Origin of the sequence: Paenibacillus sp. FSL R10-2778 (assembly GCF_038593035.1) — a bacterium.
GTDB lineage: Bacteria > Bacillota > Bacilli > Paenibacillales > Paenibacillaceae > Paenibacillus_AQ > Paenibacillus_AQ odorifer.
Map to the genome: position 1 here is coordinate 6,894,318 of NZ_CP151956.1, position 20,201 is coordinate 6,914,518.

18 protein-coding genes are annotated in these 20,201 nt (G+C 44.9%); 1 reads left to right on the plus strand and 17 read right to left on the minus strand.

Going from position 1 to position 20,201, the window contains the following annotated elements; translation table 11 throughout:
• Positions 1-320 precede the first annotated feature (320 nt).
• Complete coding sequence (locus tag NST40_RS30840) at positions 321-1,568, minus strand: trypsin-like peptidase domain-containing protein (protein WP_076124305.1); 1,248 nt, start codon at positions 1,566-1,568, stop codon at positions 321-323.
• A 388-nt stretch (positions 1,569-1,956) separates the two neighbouring features.
• Between NST40_RS30840 and NST40_RS30845 the strand changes: the two genes are divergently transcribed.
• Complete coding sequence (locus NST40_RS30845; RefSeq protein ID WP_342410294.1) at positions 1,957-2,163, plus strand: hypothetical protein; 207 nt, start codon at positions 1,957-1,959, stop codon at positions 2,161-2,163.
• Here the strand turns inward: NST40_RS30845 and NST40_RS30850 are convergent.
• The 16 genes from NST40_RS30850 to NST40_RS30925 form a co-directional block, all read right to left on the minus strand.
• Entirely contained in the window at positions 2,132-2,938 is an 807-nt protein-coding gene (locus NST40_RS30850; RefSeq protein ID WP_036677825.1) for an MBL fold metallo-hydrolase, read from the minus strand. The two genes, NST40_RS30845 and NST40_RS30850, sit on opposite strands and share 32 nt — an antisense overlap.
• A 14-nt stretch (positions 2,939-2,952) precedes the next feature.
• Complete coding sequence (gene yycI / locus NST40_RS30855) at positions 2,953-3,693, minus strand: two-component system regulatory protein YycI (RefSeq protein WP_036677823.1); 741 nt, start codon at positions 3,691-3,693, stop codon at positions 2,953-2,955.
• Positions 3,694-3,731: 38 nt separating this feature from the next.
• Positions 3,732-5,024 (minus strand): two-component system activity regulator YycH, encoded by a 1,293-nt coding sequence (gene yycH, locus NST40_RS30860; RefSeq protein ID WP_076124306.1) that lies wholly within the window; start codon positions 5,022-5,024, stop codon positions 3,732-3,734.
• Positions 5,021-6,850: a cell wall metabolism sensor histidine kinase WalK gene (gene walK, locus NST40_RS30865; protein ID WP_036677817.1), complete on the minus strand. Its 1,830-nt coding sequence runs from the start codon at positions 6,848-6,850 to the stop codon at positions 5,021-5,023. Before walK ends, yycH begins: the two co-directional genes overlap by 4 nt.
• Positions 6,850-7,581, minus strand: coding sequence for a response regulator YycF (yycF, locus tag NST40_RS30870; protein WP_076124308.1), 732 nt, complete (start codon positions 7,579-7,581; stop codon positions 6,850-6,852). Before yycF ends, walK begins: the two co-directional genes overlap by 1 nt.
• Before the next feature lie 191 nt (positions 7,582-7,772).
• Positions 7,773-9,320 (minus strand): M23 family metallopeptidase, encoded by a 1,548-nt coding sequence (locus NST40_RS30875; RefSeq protein ID WP_076276327.1) that lies wholly within the window; start codon positions 9,318-9,320, stop codon positions 7,773-7,775.
• 316 nt (positions 9,321-9,636) lie between these two features.
• Positions 9,637-10,281 carry a hypothetical protein gene (locus tag NST40_RS30880; RefSeq protein ID WP_076124311.1) on the minus strand — a complete coding sequence of 215 codons (645 nt, stop codon included), beginning with the start codon at positions 10,279-10,281 and terminating at the stop codon, positions 9,637-9,639.
• 190 nt (positions 10,282-10,471) lie between these two features.
• Positions 10,472-11,758 (minus strand): adenylosuccinate synthase, encoded by a 1,287-nt coding sequence (locus NST40_RS30885; RefSeq protein ID WP_342410296.1) that lies wholly within the window; start codon positions 11,756-11,758, stop codon positions 10,472-10,474.
• 211 nt (positions 11,759-11,969) lie between these two features.
• Positions 11,970-13,331, minus strand: coding sequence for a replicative DNA helicase (gene dnaB / locus NST40_RS30890; protein ID WP_036677807.1), 1,362 nt, complete (start codon positions 13,329-13,331; stop codon positions 11,970-11,972).
• Position 13,332: 1 nt separating this feature from the next.
• Positions 13,333-13,779, minus strand: a complete 447-nt coding sequence (gene rplI, locus NST40_RS30895) for a 50S ribosomal protein L9 (RefSeq protein WP_036677804.1) — start codon at positions 13,777-13,779, stop codon at positions 13,333-13,335.
• Positions 13,776-15,782: a DHH family phosphoesterase gene (locus tag NST40_RS30900; RefSeq protein ID WP_342410297.1), complete on the minus strand. Its 2,007-nt coding sequence runs from the start codon at positions 15,780-15,782 to the stop codon at positions 13,776-13,778. The genes rplI and NST40_RS30900 overlap by 4 nt, the downstream gene beginning before the upstream one ends.
• Before the next feature lie 11 nt (positions 15,783-15,793).
• On the minus strand, positions 15,794-16,711 hold the full coding sequence (locus NST40_RS30905) for a DUF2232 domain-containing protein (RefSeq protein ID WP_076124314.1): 918 nt from the start codon (positions 16,709-16,711) through the stop codon (positions 15,794-15,796).
• 6 nt (positions 16,712-16,717) lie between these two features.
• Positions 16,718-17,020: a MazG-like family protein gene (locus NST40_RS30910; RefSeq protein ID WP_170914153.1), complete on the minus strand. Its 303-nt coding sequence runs from the start codon at positions 17,018-17,020 to the stop codon at positions 16,718-16,720.
• Positions 17,021-17,243: 223 nt separating this feature from the next.
• The gene (locus NST40_RS30915; protein WP_036677795.1) at positions 17,244-17,669 is read right to left on the minus strand and encodes a CBS domain-containing protein; all 426 of its coding nucleotides are present in this window, start codon (positions 17,667-17,669) and stop codon (positions 17,244-17,246) included.
• Positions 17,670-17,863: 194 nt separating this feature from the next.
• Positions 17,864-18,889 carry an LCP family protein gene (locus NST40_RS30920; protein WP_076099795.1) on the minus strand — a complete coding sequence of 342 codons (1,026 nt, stop codon included), beginning with the start codon at positions 18,887-18,889 and terminating at the stop codon, positions 17,864-17,866.
• Between the two features lie 322 nt (positions 18,890-19,211).
• Entirely contained in the window at positions 19,212-20,156 is a 945-nt protein-coding gene (locus NST40_RS30925; RefSeq protein WP_342410298.1) for a D-alanyl-D-alanine carboxypeptidase family protein, read from the minus strand.
• Positions 20,157-20,201: the final 45 nt, after the last annotated feature.

Here is a 20,201-nt window from a genome sequence, read left to right on the forward strand (position 1 = left end):
CCCTTTTCAATGCGAGAATTAGGGACTAAATGTATGATTGATATCATATTACCACACCTGATTAGCAAAGGCAAGCAAGCATCCGAATATATCCGTTTTTGCCCTAATAAGTATTACCTTCCAATGTAAGGGCTGCCACTTAGTGTTTATTCCCTAAATAGATCCTTTATTTGGCATAATTATCATGGTTTTAGAAAAATAGCTTTTCCAAAAACGTTACTTTTATCCGCTTTTTCAAGAAGGTACCCCCTCGGAATCGAAGGGGTAGTCCGCTCTACTTGTCGTAACTGCTATATCATTATATACCGACTTCCAGCATATTATTCCTGTGGTTTTTCAAGAAGTTTAACTGTTGCCTGTTTGGCCTCGCCGTTTCGATAGTAAGTAATTTTCAGATCATCACCGATCTTCGTATGATTATATAAGTACTTGCGAAGAGAAAGGGTAGATATGATTGATTGATCATTAAATTTGGTAATGACATCATTGAATTGCAGTCCAGCTTCCTTCGCAGGGCCAACGGCTTCTAGAACAACTACTCCATCCTTAACACTGTTCGGCAGGTTCAATTCATTGCGTTGATCTTCTGCTAGTGGAACGTACGGATTGTTCAAGTCAACTGAATATACACCCAAGTACGAACGGGCAATATGTCCTTTTTCAGCCAGCTCATTAGCGATATCTATCACATGATTCGCAGGAATTGCAAAACCCAGACCCTCTACACCCGTATCTGAAATCTTCATTGTGTTAATTCCAATGACCTTGCCATCCAGATCCACTAATGCGCCGCCACTGTTTCCTTCATTAATCGCCGCATCGGTCTGTATCACTTCTTGTTCCCAGTCATATACTCCATCCTGATTAAGGGATACGGGAACCATCCGTTCAGTATAGCTAACAATCCCCGAGGTCAATGTATCACCAAGTCCTAGCGGATTACCGATAGCAATGACCGTTTCACCTAGACGAAGCTTAGAGGAATCACCGAGCTGCGCGATGGTATCGATTCCTTTGGCATCAATAGAGAGTACCGCAATGTCGCTTACTTTATCCGTTCCAACGAGTGTTGCCTTACGAGTCTCTCCGTTCACTGTAACTACTTCGAGATTACCGGAGTCTTCGATGACATGATTATTGGTAATGATAAATGCTTTATTCCCTGTCTTTTTATAGATCACTCCTGAGCCTAGTGCAGACTCATCCAGAATGTTTAATTCTTCATTATCTTCTTTATGATTGATAATACTTACTACTGCAGGGCGAACCGTGGCAGCAGCTTGAATAATCCGGTCAAATGGATCACTACTGCTTGGGGCAACATTTCCAGTTGCTACAACCGGCTTCTGAGCAGTCTCATGACTCATCTGGCCTGTAAACATACTGAATAACAAAACTGCCACCACAGCGCTGACTAAGGAGCAAACGGCGGATATTTGCCAGGTAGATAAACCCTTACGCGATCTGCGTACAGAATGTCTACGATTAGCAAACGATCCCTTTGATGCTTCATCCCCTCTGGACCGCGAAACTTTAGTTGAATAGAAATCATCATCAAACAATCCCACCGAAAATCTCCCCCTTCTATTGCCAAGCGTTCACTGTTGGTAAGACCTGAACCTATAGCAACCACGTCCGAACCAAACCTCTGTAACCATTAGACTCCAAATATCACTAAAAAGTTTCACTTTATCCATTAACCCCACAAGAGTTTCGGTCAATCGTTAGATTATGATAATCTTTTAATATATCTTCTCTATTAGGAATATTTTGCAACTTAAAAGACTACAATAAAATAGAAGTGTCCCTAAAATTTTAGCATTGCTCATCACGCTTTTAATTGTATCACAGGCAACCTGCAATTCGGGATTTTCCTCAGCTAAAACACCTGCGAATTTTTTACAGTTTTCAGTTCTAATTACACTATATATTCACACTATTAAAGGAGGATTAATTATGAGTTCTTTTTCAACAAGTATGGATTTAGTCGAGTTTATCGGTAAGCTTGGTGACTTAAAGGATGAACACTACCACATGACCCTTGCCTTTAGCGCAATGATCGAATTGATGATTGAAAAAGGTCTAATCTCCCGCCAAGAATTAGATCGCAAGACCGCTGAACTTGATCAGTTTATGACTGGCTCAGCTTATCCCATGGCGTAGGTTGATCATAATACGTATCACACAGTCTGAACTCACTATCTTTGAAAAAACAGCCCCGATCCTCCATTGCGCCGCGTACTGACATTTTTGCCAAATCCATCATATTGTGATCCCGGCTTAAATGCGCCAAATAGGTCCGTTTAGTCCGCCCTGTAAGAATTTCGCTAAGCGCAGCTCCAGCTGCCTCATTGGAAAGGTGACCCATGTCGCCTAGGATGCGCCGTTTCGTATTCCACGGATAACGTCCCATTCTCAGCAATTCGATATCATGATTCGCCTCCAGCACCAATACATCTGCATCTGAAATTGCATCTCTTACCTTATCACTAACATAGCCCAGGTCTGTAGCTACACATAACTTCTCTTTTCCATCATAAAAATTGTAACCCACTGGCTCCGCTGCATCATGAGAAATCGCAAAGGATTCTACTCGCATACTGCCGAAATCCTTGTGCTGGCCAGACTCCATGATCATACGGTTATACTCCGGTATTTTACCAATTCCCTTCTCGATAGCTCCCCAGGTATTGGTGTTCGCATAAATCGGAAGATCGTATTTACGGGCCATGGCCCCGAGTCCCTTGATATGATCGGAATGTTCGTGTGTAACTAGAATCCCGTCTATATCATTACCCGTTAGTTCACGCATGGCCAACAGCTCATCAATCCGCTTGGCACTAAAACCTGCGTCAATCATAAGTGTTGTCTCCCCGTTTCGTACCACCGTTACATTGCCGGTAGAACCACTGGACAGTACTGTAAATGAAATCCCCATTTTCCTTACTCCTTCTACTCTGTTGTCTTAGGACTGATGATGTCCGCACTAATAGCATCCACATAATAGGCATTGCCGTTCTCCAGCATAAACCGCCACATCGGCGAAGCTACCTGACTTTCCGAGTTGAACAGCTCACCGTAATATCCCAGCTCAATCTCCTTCACTACGGAATCTGCCGGGAAATACTTCTCTATCAAACTACTAAGTGCTTGCGATGCTGGAAGCACCTTCTGTTCTTTATCGCTGCTGCTTGTCCCTATTTCAATCTTCGGCCAGCGGTAAGCTACGATTTTTTGATCACTGTTAATCAACTCTAGCCTAACACGGAACAACGACCACTGATTTTGAACCAGCGGATGAAGAACGAACTTCCCAACCTCACTTTCCTGTGAATCAAAGCGATAATTGGAAATGTCAGGAATCTTATCTTCAAGCGCCTTGCTAAGCTCTGAGAAGGAAGAATAGATCAGCTTGCTGTCTATAGGTACATCTAATTTAATTGGTGGTTCAGTCTGTTCTTCAGCAGAATAACGATAAGTAATGTTAGGAAGCTGCGGGGTAGAAGCCGGAATGGGACACAATACACGAATCCCTTTCTGCTCCATTACGGCTTGGGTCTCAGCAGACAGGGAAGTAAAATCAAGATTAGCACTAACCTGATCGCGCAAATCGACCCACAGCTGGTAACATAGCAGCAGATTCAGACCTAAAAAGGCGCAAATCAGTACATTTTTAGCTCTTCCCCAATCCATACCCGAACCTCCTAAATGTTATATGAACCACTTGCCCATTAATTCAAAGTAAGCACGCTGCCATCACTAAGTGTAACTTTCCAGACAGGTATCAGCTCCAGATGATCTTCCTTCACCTCAGGCACATAAGCAGGCGTTAAATCCTTCACTGCCGAAGTTTTACTGACCAGAGACAACCTATACTCCAGATCCGCACCTCCAGATAGCTCCACTACCTTTTTTACGGCCTTACTTTCATCTATATAGATTAGAGAACGTTCATAAGAGGATACTGTTCCCTGCTGCAGTTCCAGATTTATTACACCATACTGTAATGATGAATGGCTCATTATCGGATAGGAGCCGTACGGGTAGGAGCCATAATATTGTTGAAAAGAGACCTTTCTCTCCTGTCTGCCTTCCTCTGTAGCCTCCAAACGGTAAGTCCCATTCCATCCGCCATGCTGGTTCACAAATTCTACAGCTTCCAAAGCATCCTTGGCAGGGGTACTTTCTCCAGCTGGAAGAGCCGCAGGGTCGCTATAGCTCATCCAGTTCTTACCCTGGTCCACCTGAAGGCTTCGTTTGCTGTCCGTATAAATCTCCGAGCCGTTTTTCTCCCGGATATATCTAGTACTTCCAACATCGAAGAAAAGATTACTCTGCATTTGCTCTATGGTGTACATCCCGGAAGGCATGTCTACCTGAACCAGAGAAATCTTACTGTCTGGCACATAATAATCCCCGCTTACGGTCTTGTAAGGCGTCCAATTCTTACCGAAATCAACATGCTGCTGCACATCCTGAACCGTTAAATCCGCTTTTGCCGCTTCGTATATGATGTCGCCTCTCGTACTGAAGAAAATAGCATGGGCCTTGGAATCGTTCTTAATGTTATAGATCCAAATGCGATCGATGCTTTCTCCTTCAAAAAGGGAATCTGGCGATAACTGCATCACCCGCTGCAATAACGTTACCGGAATGCCCGCTCCGAACGAAAGCTCAATCCCAGGATTCTCATTGCGGATCTTATCCCAATCATAATCCTGTACCGAGTGCCGCTGAAAGCTTTCAAAGCCACGACCTTTTAAGCGATTCATGATCAAGCTATAGAACGTAGAGTCCGGATAAAAAAGCGTATGCTTGCCTTCCCCCATATGGATGATCATTTTGTCAGGGTATAACAGGTTCTCTACCTTCTCTTCCGGACCCATATTATCTGTCTTCACATACAGGTTCTCAGAAAGCACCGCAGAATCAGCACCAGGCAAGCGGTAGATCAAATAATAGCTTTCAACCAGGCTTCCGAGCACGAGCAAGGCTAGAATGCATGATTTGATTCGTTCCTTCACGCCTCACTCCCCCTTTGCTCGTTCAAAGGCAGGGTAAAGGTTACCTTTGAACCTTCATTTAGCTCGGATTGCAGGGAAATGGAGCCTCCATGTGCCTTCACAATTTCCCGGGCAATGGAAAGGCCAAGTCCAGTGCCTCCCATGTTCCGCGAACGTGCCTTATCCACGCGATAAAATCGTTCGAAGATCCGCTCGATATCTTTTTTCGGAATCCCTATCCCCGAATCACGTACAGAAATGGAGAGCATTCCATCCTCATTCTTCAACGCTTCCAATTCAATTGTACCGCCTTCTGGCGTATATTTTAGCGCATTGGAGACCAAATTCCCCAAGACCTGGTCGATTTGATCACGATCAAGCCACGCCGTAGTAACATCTTTGCGGACCCTTGTACTGATATCGATACGCTTTTGCCGAATTTGAAAAGAAAAACGATCCGCCACATCCTCCAGCATCTCGGTAATATCCGTCTGCTGAATTCGAAGAAGAGCTTCCTTGGAATCCAGACGGGAAAGATGCAGTAAATCCGTAACCAGACGAATCATCCGTTCCGTTTCGTTGCGAATCACCCCAACAAACCGAACCGCCAGCTGCGGATCTTCAAGTGCTCCATCATCCAGTGCTTCAACATAGCTTTTAATAGTGGTAAGTGGTGTTCTTAGCTCATGCGAAACGTTCGCCACGAACTCCCGGCGTGATTCCTCCAGATTCTCCTGTTCGGTGACATCCTGCAGCACAGCAATTGTGCCGGCAATGCCACCCTCACGACGATGAATCGGAGTAAACGTCACTCTTACAATATTAGAATCTTCTCCACCCATATGGGTCAGATGAAGCATTGCAGATTGGGCATTACCTTTAGCCAGAGATCCACTTTGTTCGTAATCTAAGCCCAACAGTTTATCTAGAGGAGCACCTTCCGGCAACGGACCTTCATTTCCGAGCATCAATGCTGCCCGCCGATTCATCAGAATCACTACTCCGTTCTCATCTGTAGCCACAACACCATCACTCATGTTCGTCAGAATAGAGGTAAGCTTCTCCTTCTCCTCTTCATTCTGCGAGAGTGCCTCACGCAATCTACCGGTCATATAATTGAATGCCTGACTGAGTTGTCCAATTTCATCATTGCCCAATACGGGCATTTTACGATTGAATCGGCCTTCAGCGACCGCCGTAGCATGCCTCGTCATTTCCTTAATAGGCTGCGTAATGGTGTGCGCCAGAATGACGCATAAAACAACCGTTAACGCTAGAGCTAACAGCAAACCTGAGATAAATACACTATTGATCCGGCCCATCGTGGCGTATAGATCCTTCATGTCAGCAGCAATATAGATTGCGCCCACTACCTTGTCCCCCGAGAGCACAGGCTTAGCCACAACCTTTTTCCGCACATTATCATCCGCAATAATATATTCCTCGTTATCACTGATGCCCTGCAAGGCCCGATTCACAACTGTCTGGGTGTTACGCTGCCCGACATAGTCATTCTGCGAGGGAACAGAAGTGGTGATGATTTTGCCGCTGGCATCCAGTACCTGAATCTCGGCCCCGTTAATGTACAGATTATTGACCATCCCGCGCAGACTCTCCACAGCCGTTTCCTCATCAGCCGTTCCAGCCTCACTACCAAATTTATCAGCAGTCAGGATAGACAACATCTCAGCACGTGCTTTAAGGTCCTTGGTGAAATTATCTGTTAACGAGTTCTTCATCGAGCTGACAAAATAAACCCCGATCAACTGCATAGCTATCAGAATCAGCAACACGTAAATAATAATAAGTTTTGCCTGAATTGTCCGGATAAAGGACCGCCACTTCATCACAGTCCTCCATTTTTAGGGCTATGCATCAAATAGCCAAGTCCACGCCGAGTATAAATATATTCGGGCTTGCTGGGGTTCTCCTCAATTTTCTCTCTTAGACGACGGATCGTCACGTCAACGGTCCGCACATCACCGAAATACTCAAATCCCCACACTGCCTGCAGCAAATGCTCCCGAGTCATCACCTTACCGGCATGTTTGATCATATAGTAGAGTAGCTCATATTCACGATGGGTCAAGTCAAGCGGCTCCCCGCCCTTATAGACCATATACATATCTGTATCTATAAACAGATCAAAATGATAAATGCCCTGCTTATTCTCTGCTGGTTCACTCGCCATCCCCTGTGGTGACGGTTTATGCTGTCTCCGCATCTGGGCTTTAACTCGGGCCAGCAATTCACGTGTACTAAAAGGTTTGGTCACATAGTCATCAGCACCAAGCTCCAGGCCAAGTACCTTATCAATCTCTCCGTCCTTGGCTGTAAGCATAATGATAGGAATGTCCAAGTGCGCAGAACGCACCTCGCGGCAGACGTCCATGCCATCTTTGCCGGGCAGCATAAGATCAAGCAGCATAAGATCCGGCCTTTTGGACAATGCCAGCTCCACTGCGCTGTTGCCATCAAAAGCACAAATAACCTCGTAGCCTTCTTTTTCTAAATTAAATTTCAATATATCAGCAATAGGCTGTTCATCATCTACTACCAGAATCGTTCCCATCTGCATGTCCCAGCTTCACCTTCCTATCCTTACTTAATGATCATTCCTTTATTTTAACATACCTGTCTAACCGTCACATCCTACGAAATAAGCAATCCCCCTGCCCCGCAAAAAGAAACGGCTTTGCCGTCACTCGTAGATTAAAAAAAATAAAAACCGCCCGATTAAAATCGAGCAGTTAAAGGATTAAGTATGAATTATTGCAAATACTTCATTGGATTTACAGCAGTGCCATTCTTCCGAATCTCAAAATGCAGATGTGTACCCGTCGAACGTCCGGTGCTGCCCATTACGCCAATCTTGCCACCCTGCTCCAAGCGTTGGCCTGTAGAAACCGAGATGCTTTTTAAATGACCATAATAGGTCTGGTATCCGTTGCGATGATCCACAATAACTACATTCCCGTATCCATTCTGCACCCCTGCAAAGATTACGGTCCCGGCATCAGAAGCTTTTATATTCCGATTGCTAGATACCATATCAATACCCTTATGGGCACGGCTCCAACGCTCACCGAAGCTACTTGTCAGGGTTGCCCCGCTCACCGGCCAACTGAACATGCCTGTTCCTTCACCAACAACCTTCGTTCCCCGATAAACAACTTCTGGCAGCGAGGCTTTTATAACGGTCTGGCCTAACCATTCTTCTTGAACAACCGTGCCATTTTCCTTTGTTACCCGATACTCCATTTCTTTAAGTCCAGTTTGTCCTGGACGAACCACTTTGCTTTTGCCTGCCGCTAGCTGATCGCTCGAACGCACAACCACTTCCGGCTCAGTCACTATCTGCTCAGTCACTTTTTCCACAGTTACTACTGTAACATCTGGTTGGGGTACCTTCAGCTTCAGTGTATCTCCAATCTTCAACGTCAGCTCTTTCACGTTAGGGTTGTTACTATAAATCTCTTTTTGGGTGATTTCAAACCGTTTGGCAATCCCCGAAATCGTATCACCCTCTTGAACGGTATAAAGAAGAGGCGCCTCTTTGCCTTCGGTAAGTGTCTGGACCGCTGCCTCCACATCCAACACTTTATTAGGATCTGCTTTGATAGGAACGATAGAAATATCTTCACTAATCTCTACCGACTCTACTTGCTCTGGAGCCTTCGCTTTTGCAGCAGATGAGCTGGAAGCAGCTGTTCTCGTTAGCTTACTAGCCGTCGTTGCTACTTCTGCTTGTGGGACATAATGATTTTTTACCCCTTCGAGCACAGCATTAGCAGTCTCCTGATCCTTAACTATGCCAACGGCCTTGCCATCTACCATCAATTGCACGCCTACCGCATAAGCTTTCAGCATTCCATCTAGTTTAGTAAGTGTCGCCTCACTATCAACTTCTGGCTTGTATGCCTTCTGCTCTTCTATTGTTATGCCCTCTGTTTGCAGCACCATGGTTGAATTCGGATATTTCTCCTGATATTCTCGTTGTTTCTTATCATATAGCTGGTTAAGCTGCGTCTGATCGGTAAGTCTTCCGACTTCTTCACCCTTCACCAACACTTGATAATAGGTAACCGTGTTAGCGGCTACATACTTTTTCTCTGCTCCAACCAACACCGTAGCTAGAAGCACAAGGCCGACAGATCCCAAAATCCAAGCACGCCGAAATCTGCGAGTACCTTTCTCTTGTTGAAAGTGTTTGGAGTCGTGATCGAAATTGTGGCTCTGTTGAACATTCGCCTCGGATTCTGCTGGATGTCCATCCTGCAGCTTGCTCATCCGACGCATGAACTTAAATCCCTTCATGAAACTCTCCCTTTCAGTCCGCTTTTACTTCCGACAAAAGCGGCCAAGCTAATTGTACGACCTCGATTATATAGATTACGTCCATGTAAATTTCTGCGTATACTAGTGCTTAATTCCTGCTTCTAATGAACCTATAAAAAGGTTGTTAAGGAGGTTACAAAAATTTAACCTCTTGAGGTCCTTGTTTACTGTACCATAGCTTAGAGAAAAATTTCAACTTTAGACATGACAAAAAACCCGCCAAATACGCGGGTTTTTTGCGCAAATATGAAATTTTAACCTTTTTCTTGTGTCTATAAAGTGACAATTATAAAAGCTATTGCGTAGATTGTGTAGTTGGTGTAAGCATTTTCATTATGCTCTCATATTCGTCTGCATCAACATATTTTGCAATTACCTGTTGCAGCTCTTTAACCTCATCTTCTGTTAATCCATCCTCCATCGCTGTTGAAATTTTTGCCATCTCATCCTGTGGTAGTTTGGACATCAAAATATTGAATATATTTACCTTCTCTTCCGATGGAAGATTATCTTTGAAGTCACTGAGTGCCTCAGGTGTCATTACTAATTGTTGGTCACCAACACTTCCACTTCCGTTATCAGCTGAACTTTCGGTTGTAACTTGCCCCATAACTGGTAAGGCATCAGTCGGAGTATTATCATCTACGGGCTCGCCCTTGCCTTTAGCTGGCGAATCCGTGCTTTTGTCGGTCTCCTTGCTAACTGTACTCCCTGTGGTTACTTCTTTATTGGCTGTATCCGAGTCAGATTTGTTATCCATGCCAATGATGCTCCGAATCATTCCTCCAAATCCCGGACCGGGAGTATTCACTTTAATATCGAAGCTAGCCAGTACCGACTGAATATAAGCATTTACAACCACGCCCGTTGTTAGAATTGAAAGAGTGCTGGCAAGTACCACAATCAGACATACGCTAAGTGCACGCTTCACGATCTTCATCTTCATTTCTCCTCTCACCTATGTTCAAGTCTATCTGGTAGATCATGTACATGTTCTTCTATACATCCAGTATTGACTAGAACCGGCCTTGGGAAACGTCTAGGTATAAATCTAGGCACCAAAAGAGAGAGAGATAGTCCTCAGAACAAAAAAAAGAGCCTCTAACGAGGCTCCTTAGTATAACTAGGTTTTAGATATAAATTGGCAATACTTGATTCGTCTGCTCACGGTTACGACCCACTGAGAAGATAGCAATCGGAATACCTGTAAGCTCAGATACACGTTCAACATATCTGCGTGTATTTGCTGGAAGATCATCCAACGTTTTTGCAGAAGTAATATCTTCGCTCCAGCCTGGAAGCTCCTCATATACCGCTTCACATTCTGCCAGCATTTTGAGGCTAGCAGGGTAATGAGTAATTACCTCACCACGGTATTTGTAGCCTGTGCAGATCTTCACAGTCTCAAGTCCGCTAAGTACATCCAGCGAGTTAAGAGATAGCCCTGTGATTCCACTTACACGACGAGCGTGACTCACAACTACACTGTCGAACCAGCCTACACGGCGTGCACGTCCGGTAACTGTGCCATATTCATGACCTGTTTCACGGATATAATCACCTGTTGCATCATTCAGCTCTGTAGGGAACGGGCCATCTCCAACACGAGTGGTATAGGCTTTTGCAACCCCAATAACCTGTTTGATTTTGGACGGTCCCACACCAGAACCTATGCACACCCCACCGGCAGATGGGTTGGATGAAGTAACAAACGGATACGTGCCTTGATCGATATCAAGCATTACTCCTTGCGCACCTTCAAACAACACTTTGCGATCCGCATCAATGGCATCATTAAGAATAACAGAGGTGTCTGTTACATAATTACGCAGCAATTCTGCATATTCCAGGTATTGAGTCAGAATCTCTTCTACGTTAAGAGCTTCGGCACCATAGACCTGCGTAATCACTTGGTTCTTCTCTTGCATCAAGGGGCGGAGTCTCAGTTCGAATTCCTCAGCGTCCATCAAGTCAGCAATACGGATACCGTTGCGTGCTGCCTTATCCATATAACAAGGACCGATACCTTTACGTGTAGTACCAATCTTGTTCGGACCCTTACGGTCTTCTTCGAGAGCATCCAGCACCATATGGTATGGCATAATGACATGAGCACGATCACTGATCACTAAGTTCTTAGTATCAAAACCGTTCTCGTGAATATAATTAATTTCTTGGATCAAGGCAGCCGGATTAATAACCATTCCGTTACCAATTACACAAGTTTTCTCTTTATAAAATACACCCGAAGGGATCAAGCTGAGCTTAAACTTCTCACCGTCAATCAGAATCGTGTGACCGGCATTATTGCCCCCTTGATAACGGGCGACCACATCTGCACTTTCCGCTAGAAAGTCAGTGATTTTCCCTTTACCTTCGTCTCCCCATTGTGTTCCCACGACGACTACCGTTGACATGTTCATTCCTCCGTAGGTGCTACTTAGCACCATTATTTTTCATAATATGGACCCTATACGTCATTCTTATGTACGTGGCCCTCCGGACGCCAAGCAGATTTAACCCGCTAAAGGACAATTCTCAGTGTAACAGCGGTTTTTTTCAAAGTCAAATAAAACGAACGATTACACAAAGAAATGTGCAATCGTTCGGGAATTATACATGTCAGGTTTAACCAGCAAATGGTTCCGCATGTGCTCGCTCGTAGTTAACGAACTTGTTGAAATTTTTAAGAAAGACCAGTTCTACCGTGCCTACGGGACCATTACGCTGTTTAGCTATAATGATCTCAATAATATTCTTCTTCTCCGTATCCGCATTGTAATAATCATCACGATACAGAAACGCAACAATATCGGCATCCTGCTCGATAGAACCCGATTCACGCAAGTCACTCATCATTGGACGTTTATCCTGGCGCTGCTCTACACCCCGGCTTAACTGCGACAGGGCAATAACCGGCACATCTAGCTCACGAGCAATCTGCTTCAGTGTACGAGATATATCCGATACTTCCTGCTGACGGTTCTCTCCGCCTTTACCGCGGCCCTGAATGAGCTGCAAGTAGTCGATGACGATCATGCCAAGTCCTTTTTCCTTCTTCAGTCTCCGGCACTTTGCACGAATATCGGTTACCGTGATACCTGGTGTATCGTCGATATAAATCTCCGCTTCAGATAGAGACTGAATACCCATCGTCAGCTTGGACCAATCATCATCACTCTTGAAGTCACCGGTACGCATAATATTGGCATCTAAGTTGGCTTCAGCACAAATCATCCGCTGTACCAGCTGTGGCGCTGACATTTCCAGACTGAATATCGCAACAGTTTCTTTAGCGCGTACTGCCACGTTCTGTGCAATATTCAGGGCGAATGCAGTCTTACCAACAGATGGACGAGCCGCAACAATGATCAGATCGTTACGTTGGAATCCGTTAGTCATATGATCTAAATCCACAAATCCGGTTGGGATACCTGAGGTACCCCCCTTATTTTGATGAAGCAACTCAACCTTGTCGAACACTTCCATCAAGACATCGCGGATCGCAATAAATCCACTGCCGCTCCGCCGGTTGGAGATTTCAAGAATGCGCCGCTCTGCATCACTCAGCATATCGGCTACATCTTCACCGCCAGTATAACCTTCGCTCACAATTTGCGTGGCTGTGCGAATCAAACGGCGCAGCATGGCTTTCTCTTCGATAATCTGGGCGTAGTATTCTACGTTAGCAGCAGTAGGCACGGCATGCGCCAGCTTAGCTAAGTAGCTAACCCCACCAATATCTTCAAGCTCTCCTTTGTCCTGCAGTCTGGACGTAAGTGTAACAAGATCAATCGGCTGGCTCTCTTCTCCGAGCTGCACCATCGCCTCAAAAATCATTTGATGCGCTTTATCGTAGAAGTCTTCGGTATTCACCCGTTCCATTGCAGTAATGAGCGCTTCATCCTGCAACAGAACCGCACCAATTACCGCCTGCTCGGCTTCAAGATTCTGCGGGGGAACCCGATCGAAAAAGAGATCTCCACCCATGTTACTCCTCCGTTACCTCAACCTTAAGTGTGGCCTTTACTTCAGTATGCAATTTTACGCTTACTTGAAATACTCCTATATGGCGAATTGGCTCACCTAATTCAATCTTGCGCTTATCAATAGTAATTCCTTTGGTGGAAGCCAGTGTCTCAGCAATCTGTTTGCTTGTAATAGCACCGAATAAACGTCCGCCTTCACCTGATTTTGCTTTCATTGTCAGTGTTAGCTCGTCAAGCTTCTTACCCAATTGCTGTGCTTCTTCTTTTTCGTTATCTTTACGGCGTTGTTCAGCAGCCGCTTGATTCTCCAGCGTCTTCACGTTACCTTCCGTTGCCGGACGAACCAATCCACGTGGCAATAAGAAGTTAGAAGCATAACCTTCGGATACCTCTTTAACCTGACCTTTTTTACCTTGACCCTTAACATCTTTTATGAATATGACCTTCATTCGAATAACCCCTCTTTCGATTCGATTTGAGCCAGCACCTGCAGTAATCTGGCTTCTGCTTCTTTACATGTTCCTTCAAGCTGTACCGCGGCATTGGACAGATGCCCTCCGCCGCCTAATTTCTCCATCACGACCTGTACATTCATACGTCCTAGTGATCGGGCACTAATGCCAATCAGGCCGTCAGGCCGCTCGCTGATGACGAATGAAGCGACTACGTTGGTCATCCCAAGCAGCGTGTCCGCAGTCTGAGCAATAAGAAGCTGCGGAATTTTCATGCCTGGTGCCGTAACTACGAGCGCGATTTGGTCATACACCATCCGCGCATGTTTGATAATTTCGGCTTTGGAAATATACTCCTGTAAATCCTCCTTGAGCATGCGCTGAATAAGTACAGTATCGGCACCATTCCGGCGCAGGAAGCCTGCGGCCTCAAAGGTACGCGACCCCGTATGAAGCGCAAAATGCTTCGTATCCACCGTGATCCCCGCTAACAACATTGTAGCATCCAGCGGACTGATCTTTACCTTCTCATGAATATACTGAAGCAGCTCTGTCACCAGCTCACAAGTCGATGAAGCGTATGGCTCCAAATACACCAATACAGCATCGTTAATGAACTCTTCACCTCTGCGGTGATGATCCACCACTACGATTCTGCTGGCATATTGCACTAGCCGCGGCTCCATCGTCATAGACGCCTTGTGTGTATCCACAACAATAAGCAGGGTATGCTCTGTCATGATCTGTAGGGATTGCTCCGTTGTGATGAATGACTTATACAATTCATCATCCTTACGAATCTGCTCCATCATGTTAGTTATCGATGGATTAGGAGTCTCCATCACAATGCTAGCCTCTACATTATACATCTGCGCAGCCCTTAACAGGCCGATTGCAGCACCTACAGCGTCGATATCCGGTGTCCGATGACCGAGGATCAGCACACGATCGCTCTCCTGCATCAGATCCCGCAAAGCATGCGCAATGACCCGCGCCCGCACTCGGGTACGCTTCTCAGCAGCATTACTCTTGCCGCCGTAGAAGGATAACCGTTGGCCTGCTTTTACAGCCGCCTGATCACCACCTCGGCCAAGCGCCATATCTAGACTGGATTGGGCCAATGCCCCTAATTCACTTGCAGAGTCTGCGCCAAAGGCCAGACCAATACTCAGTGTCATGGGTACCTTAAGATCAGCAGTCATTTCTCTGACTTCATCTAGAATCACGAAGCGGCTCTCTTCCAACGCTTGCAGGCTACGATGATTAAGCAGCATTAGATAACGTTCCGAGGACAACCGCCGCAGATAAACCTCAAACTGCTTACTCCATTCAGTGATTTCACTCGTCACCTTAGCAATCAGCGAGGTTCGCTGTTGATCATCCATTCCTTGAGCAGATTCATCCAGGTTATCCATCATCACTATGCCGATCGCCAGCTTCTCATCCTCATACCGCTCACGTAACACCACAAGCTCAGTGATATCATACAAGTATAGAATACGCTCACTCGGAATAATGACAGCTTGATAAAATCGTTCATCCACGGTGATCTCAAGGCGGGTGTCATGGAGCACCCCCTCTTTGGCGACCTCCCGTTTACCCGCTGCAGCACCTGTGAAAAAAGACTGCATATCAGGCAATAATTCTTGCAGTGATTCCCCAACTAAAGACTTGCGTGCGAAAATATCGCCGGCATAGCGGTTATTCCATTCCACCGTTCGATCCTCGCTAAACAGAATGATTCCAAGCGGCAGCATGCTGACTGCTTCGCCCTCTACCCGCTTAATGCGGAAAGATAGCCCATTAATATATTCCACCAGATTACGGCGGAACGAGATCTCCGCTTTCAACATATAGAAGCATAAAGTACCTGACAGAAACAGGCCGGCGACCCCAAGCGCCCAGTTATAAACACTGACAATTATAATAAGGACCAACAGCAGCATGAACGCCCATACGGTATGATAGCCGTGCCAGCGTCTTTGCAGAAATTTAGGCATGAACTCTCACCCTATCGTTTCGATTTGGTCACATACTCCCGCAGTGGGAACGCAAGATCAATAATACCAATAATGCGCAGCGGCGGCAGTAAAATAACCGGTATCGCTAACAAAACGGCAGACATCTTGTTCCATTTGCGTTCATGCGCCAGGAAGAAGAAAAATCCGATGGCCTGAATCATAAAGCCAATTCGCAGCAATGGCAGAAGATTGGCAGAAATCATGAGGATGAAATTGTTCTCCGACCCTGAGAAGAAGAGCTGTAGAACAACACCAATCAGATAGTACCAAATAAAAGATCTCGAAAGTCTCCATTCACGTGCAGGCTTCATCTTAGGTACTGCATAATTCATACTGTTCAGAATCGGGCGGGCAATAGAATGCGTAATCACAGCAATCATGAAGGAGCTTACGATTAGAGTCATAGGGATCATTTGAACCGTCATATGACTTATCTTGTTTACATCCTCAGTTGAAAATCCAATATCAGTGAGCAGAGGATTAGTAGTTCCGAGCTCAGACAGAGGTGAATTAACCATTTGCAATACATCGTTCACATAGGTAGACAGGTCAAAATTAAATAATGCCGTACCCAGCAGCAAAAGCAGCAGGAACTGTGCAAGAATCGTAACCGTACCTGCGATCACAGTAGACATGGCCGGGGCATGTCTTTTATACCAACGCCCCATAACCAGAGCCGGTATTAAGAAATACGCAGCTATCAACAGATAAATTGGTGTAATCAAGCCTACAATCAGCAACACCGGCAATACATGCAGTACAAATTGTCTCGTGTTCAGTGTAGTAAACAACACTACTGCCGGAACAATCATAAACAGGGTAGTGATGATGAGGAGTGGAGTCGTTAAACTAAGCAGCAAAAGTAAGTATGCTACGCTCCAAGCCACAGATGACCAGCGAAATTTCAACAGTATTCACCTCTTACGCATATGTTCTTCTAAAGCAGATATATCTTGGTACCAATCTTCCAGTTGATGCCCTTCCTGCTTGTGCTTTCTAAGCTTCTCCAGTAGCAAGTCATCTAAAGAACGATAAGGAATCCCTAGTCTGCGGCCCAAAATATAAGAGCTCATAATCAAGCTAGCCAGACTGTCACCGACACGGGTAGTACTGCCTTCCCATAACGCTTTAAATAACCTTGAAACTTGATCAATCACTTCGGTTTTCAGCCATTCAATTACCTTGGCGCGCTTGGCTACATCCAGATCCTTCGGCACATTGGACACGTCTCTCTACCTCCGGCAAAAAGCTTTATTCTCCATTATAGCATAAAAAATTCGGTGTCACACTGGACGCCCCGCGCCCCTTAAGTATGCTTCAATCCATGCTGACTATGCCTCTTTTTGGAGAGGAGCTTTCTTTAAAAAAGACCCGCATTCCGTTATCGCCGGAAATACAGGCCTTGTTCCGATAGCTTCTATAACCGCGAATACACTGGGACTATAATGATTCCTGTGATTGTCTTGTTACAAATTTCTCGCAATATTCTATGACTTGACTCCGGCGAACAATTCCAATAAACCGGTTCATATCATCGACCACAGGTACAAAGTTCTGCACCTTAGCCAAATTAATTAGATCTTCCATATCCGCATCAATTGAGACCGGCTTGTTATTCATACGTAATGGAACGTCCTTCAGCAAAAATTTTGAAGCGTTCTCAAACGAAACCTTACCCTCCGACTCTTTCATGTACCAGAGCAGATCACCTTCCGTTACCGTGCCGGCATACTCTCCATTACGGTTAAGAATCGGGACTGCTGTATAGCGGTGAAACTCCATCCTCTCAAGCGTTTGGCGCAGCGTAGAATCGAGCGTTACGCAGGCCACCTCCTGTTTCGGAAGTAAAAAAAATGCAATATTCATCTCTTGATCCTCCTCAAAGAGTTCCGAAGGAATTACGGTTCTTTAACTTCCTTTTACTGCCATGCCAATGTGATTATACGTAGCAGCTAAATAATAGTTCCAACTCATTATAACATGAAGACAGTAAGCAGCAGCCATGAGAATGTTTATGGCTGCTGCAATTTATTTATATGAGTTTAGCTTTCCAATTAGAATTACTGCGTAACTGCTGTTGCTTTGGGCTCGAGTGCATTACTTGCTTTTCCCGGCTCAATCAGTTGATCTACAGGTGTTCCTGCATTCATCCAATTATCAATCAGCGCCTTAGCTTCGCGCAAGTCCTCTTCATCAACGATATCATAATAAAGTCCGTCAATACGTTTTCCTTCGCCCATTACCGTAAAGCTTGAGATATCCATATCTTTGCCGCCCATAAATTTCTTGGCCAGACTAATAATCATTGAAGGCTCAATATCGGTCTTAAAATTATCGCCCATAATATCCAGCAGCTTAGGAATATTGCCGATTTGGCTGATCGATAACATTTTATTAGCTACGACATCAATAAAAACCTGTTGGCGTTTGGTCCGGTTAAAGTCACTATCTTCACGGTAGCGTGTATAGTTGAGTGCTTCTTGACCGTTATAATTCGACTTTCCACCCTCGATCGTAAACTTTTCATGGTCCTTACCCTTGTTTACAATATCCTTCTTGATTGGCAGCGGAACACCTCCAATAGCATCAACGGCATCCTTGAGCCCTTGAAAGTTAATGGTGGCATAATACTGAATATCATGCTCCAGCAGTGCCTCCAGAGTATCCTTAGCCATTTGCTGCCCACCAAAAGCATAAGCATGGGTAATCTTATCTTTTTTATTATCGTTATGCCCAATAATCTCGGTATACGTATCACGTGGAATAGAAATAAGCAGAATTTTGTAATCCTCAGGGCGAACAACAGCATACATCATAGTGTCTGAACGTGCGGTTTCATTGTCGCGTTGATCAGTCCCGAGCAGCATCAGCGAGAATGGATCGCTTTTGTATACAACCGGCTCTGGCTTAACCTTATTCTCATCCTTAAGCGGCTGGTAAGATTCTTCTTTCAGCTTGCTTTCTACCCGATCGGACAAAAAGAGGTCAAAGGCTAATACGGCCAAAGAATTCCGAAACAGAAAGCCTCCCGCTATAACAACGACGAGAACAATTAGCGCAATGTATCTTTTCTTTATTTTTTTCATCTTTGATTCCTTCTTTATTGTAGAATAATTACATATACCATATATTTACAATGCCTCCTGATCGTTCTCAGGCAGTCATGGTTTTATTTCTCTCGGCGGCGAATTTACTGTCCCTTATTCCATTATCTTATTGTCCCCCCTTTCAGGAAATTCGGGTCATTCTAAATTATAGAAAAAAGTTTTTTTGCGTTTCTAAAATAATATGGGATAAAACAATATTTCTATTGTAATCACTAAATGGATAAAAAGAAACAACAAATACCGACATGAATAGGGAAAAAGCACCATACCAAGTAATAATTACTGGTATGATGCTCCAAATTTAACTTCGAATTCCAAGGGCATGTATAATATGTTTTACCCGTTCTCCATAATGTAAACCGCGGAAAAACCCATAATCGAACAATTTAGCAGCACCCTCAAATCGGCTGCCATAGGTCTCTGCCCCCATAACGACCGCAATAAGCCGGTGCCCCTCTCGCTGGGCTGATCCCGCAATACAATATCCCGTCTGGCTATCATATCCAGTCTTCAACCCATCTGCCCCATCGTATGCGTAAGCGCCGCCCATACCTGGAAGCATAAGGTTGCTATTACTAACATATAACCCTTTATCCTTTAATTGCATCTGTGTACGACCGGAAATATTCAGTACATCAGGATGATTATGGATTAGCGCAGCTGCCAATTTGGCTGTATCCCTCGCTGTCATCAACGTCTGGCCAGCGATATGCGTAGGCTGACGAATGATACCAAGATCCTTACTCGACAATCCAGAGGCGTTGGTAAATACCGTATTAGGAGATAAACCTAAACTACGTGCTCTATCATTCATCATAAGTACAAAAGAATCCTCTGATCCTGCCATATATTCTGCCAATGCAACTGCAGCATCATTAGCAGAATAGATGGTGATGCCTTCGAATAGCTCCCTTACTGTATAGAAATCTCCTCGTTTTAATGAGAGACTCATACCTCCCATTTGACTGGCATAAGCACTAATAGGGACTCTATCCTCCCACCTAAGGGTTCCAGAGGTTATGTGATCCAGCACAATCATTTCAGTCATTAATTTAGACACACTGGCCGGTGGCATAGGCACATCGCCGTTTATATTGACCCATATGTCTCCACTATCCATATCTAGCAGCACTGCTGAACCCGCGTCAATATCCGGTTTAAAGCCCAGCTCGATAGGCCTCCACACCGTAATTAAGACAACGACTATCAAAGCTGCACCAGCCCATATCAATATCCGTCTCTTCATCGTTGTCATCCTCCATAATATATATGACGAATGAAACAGCAATTT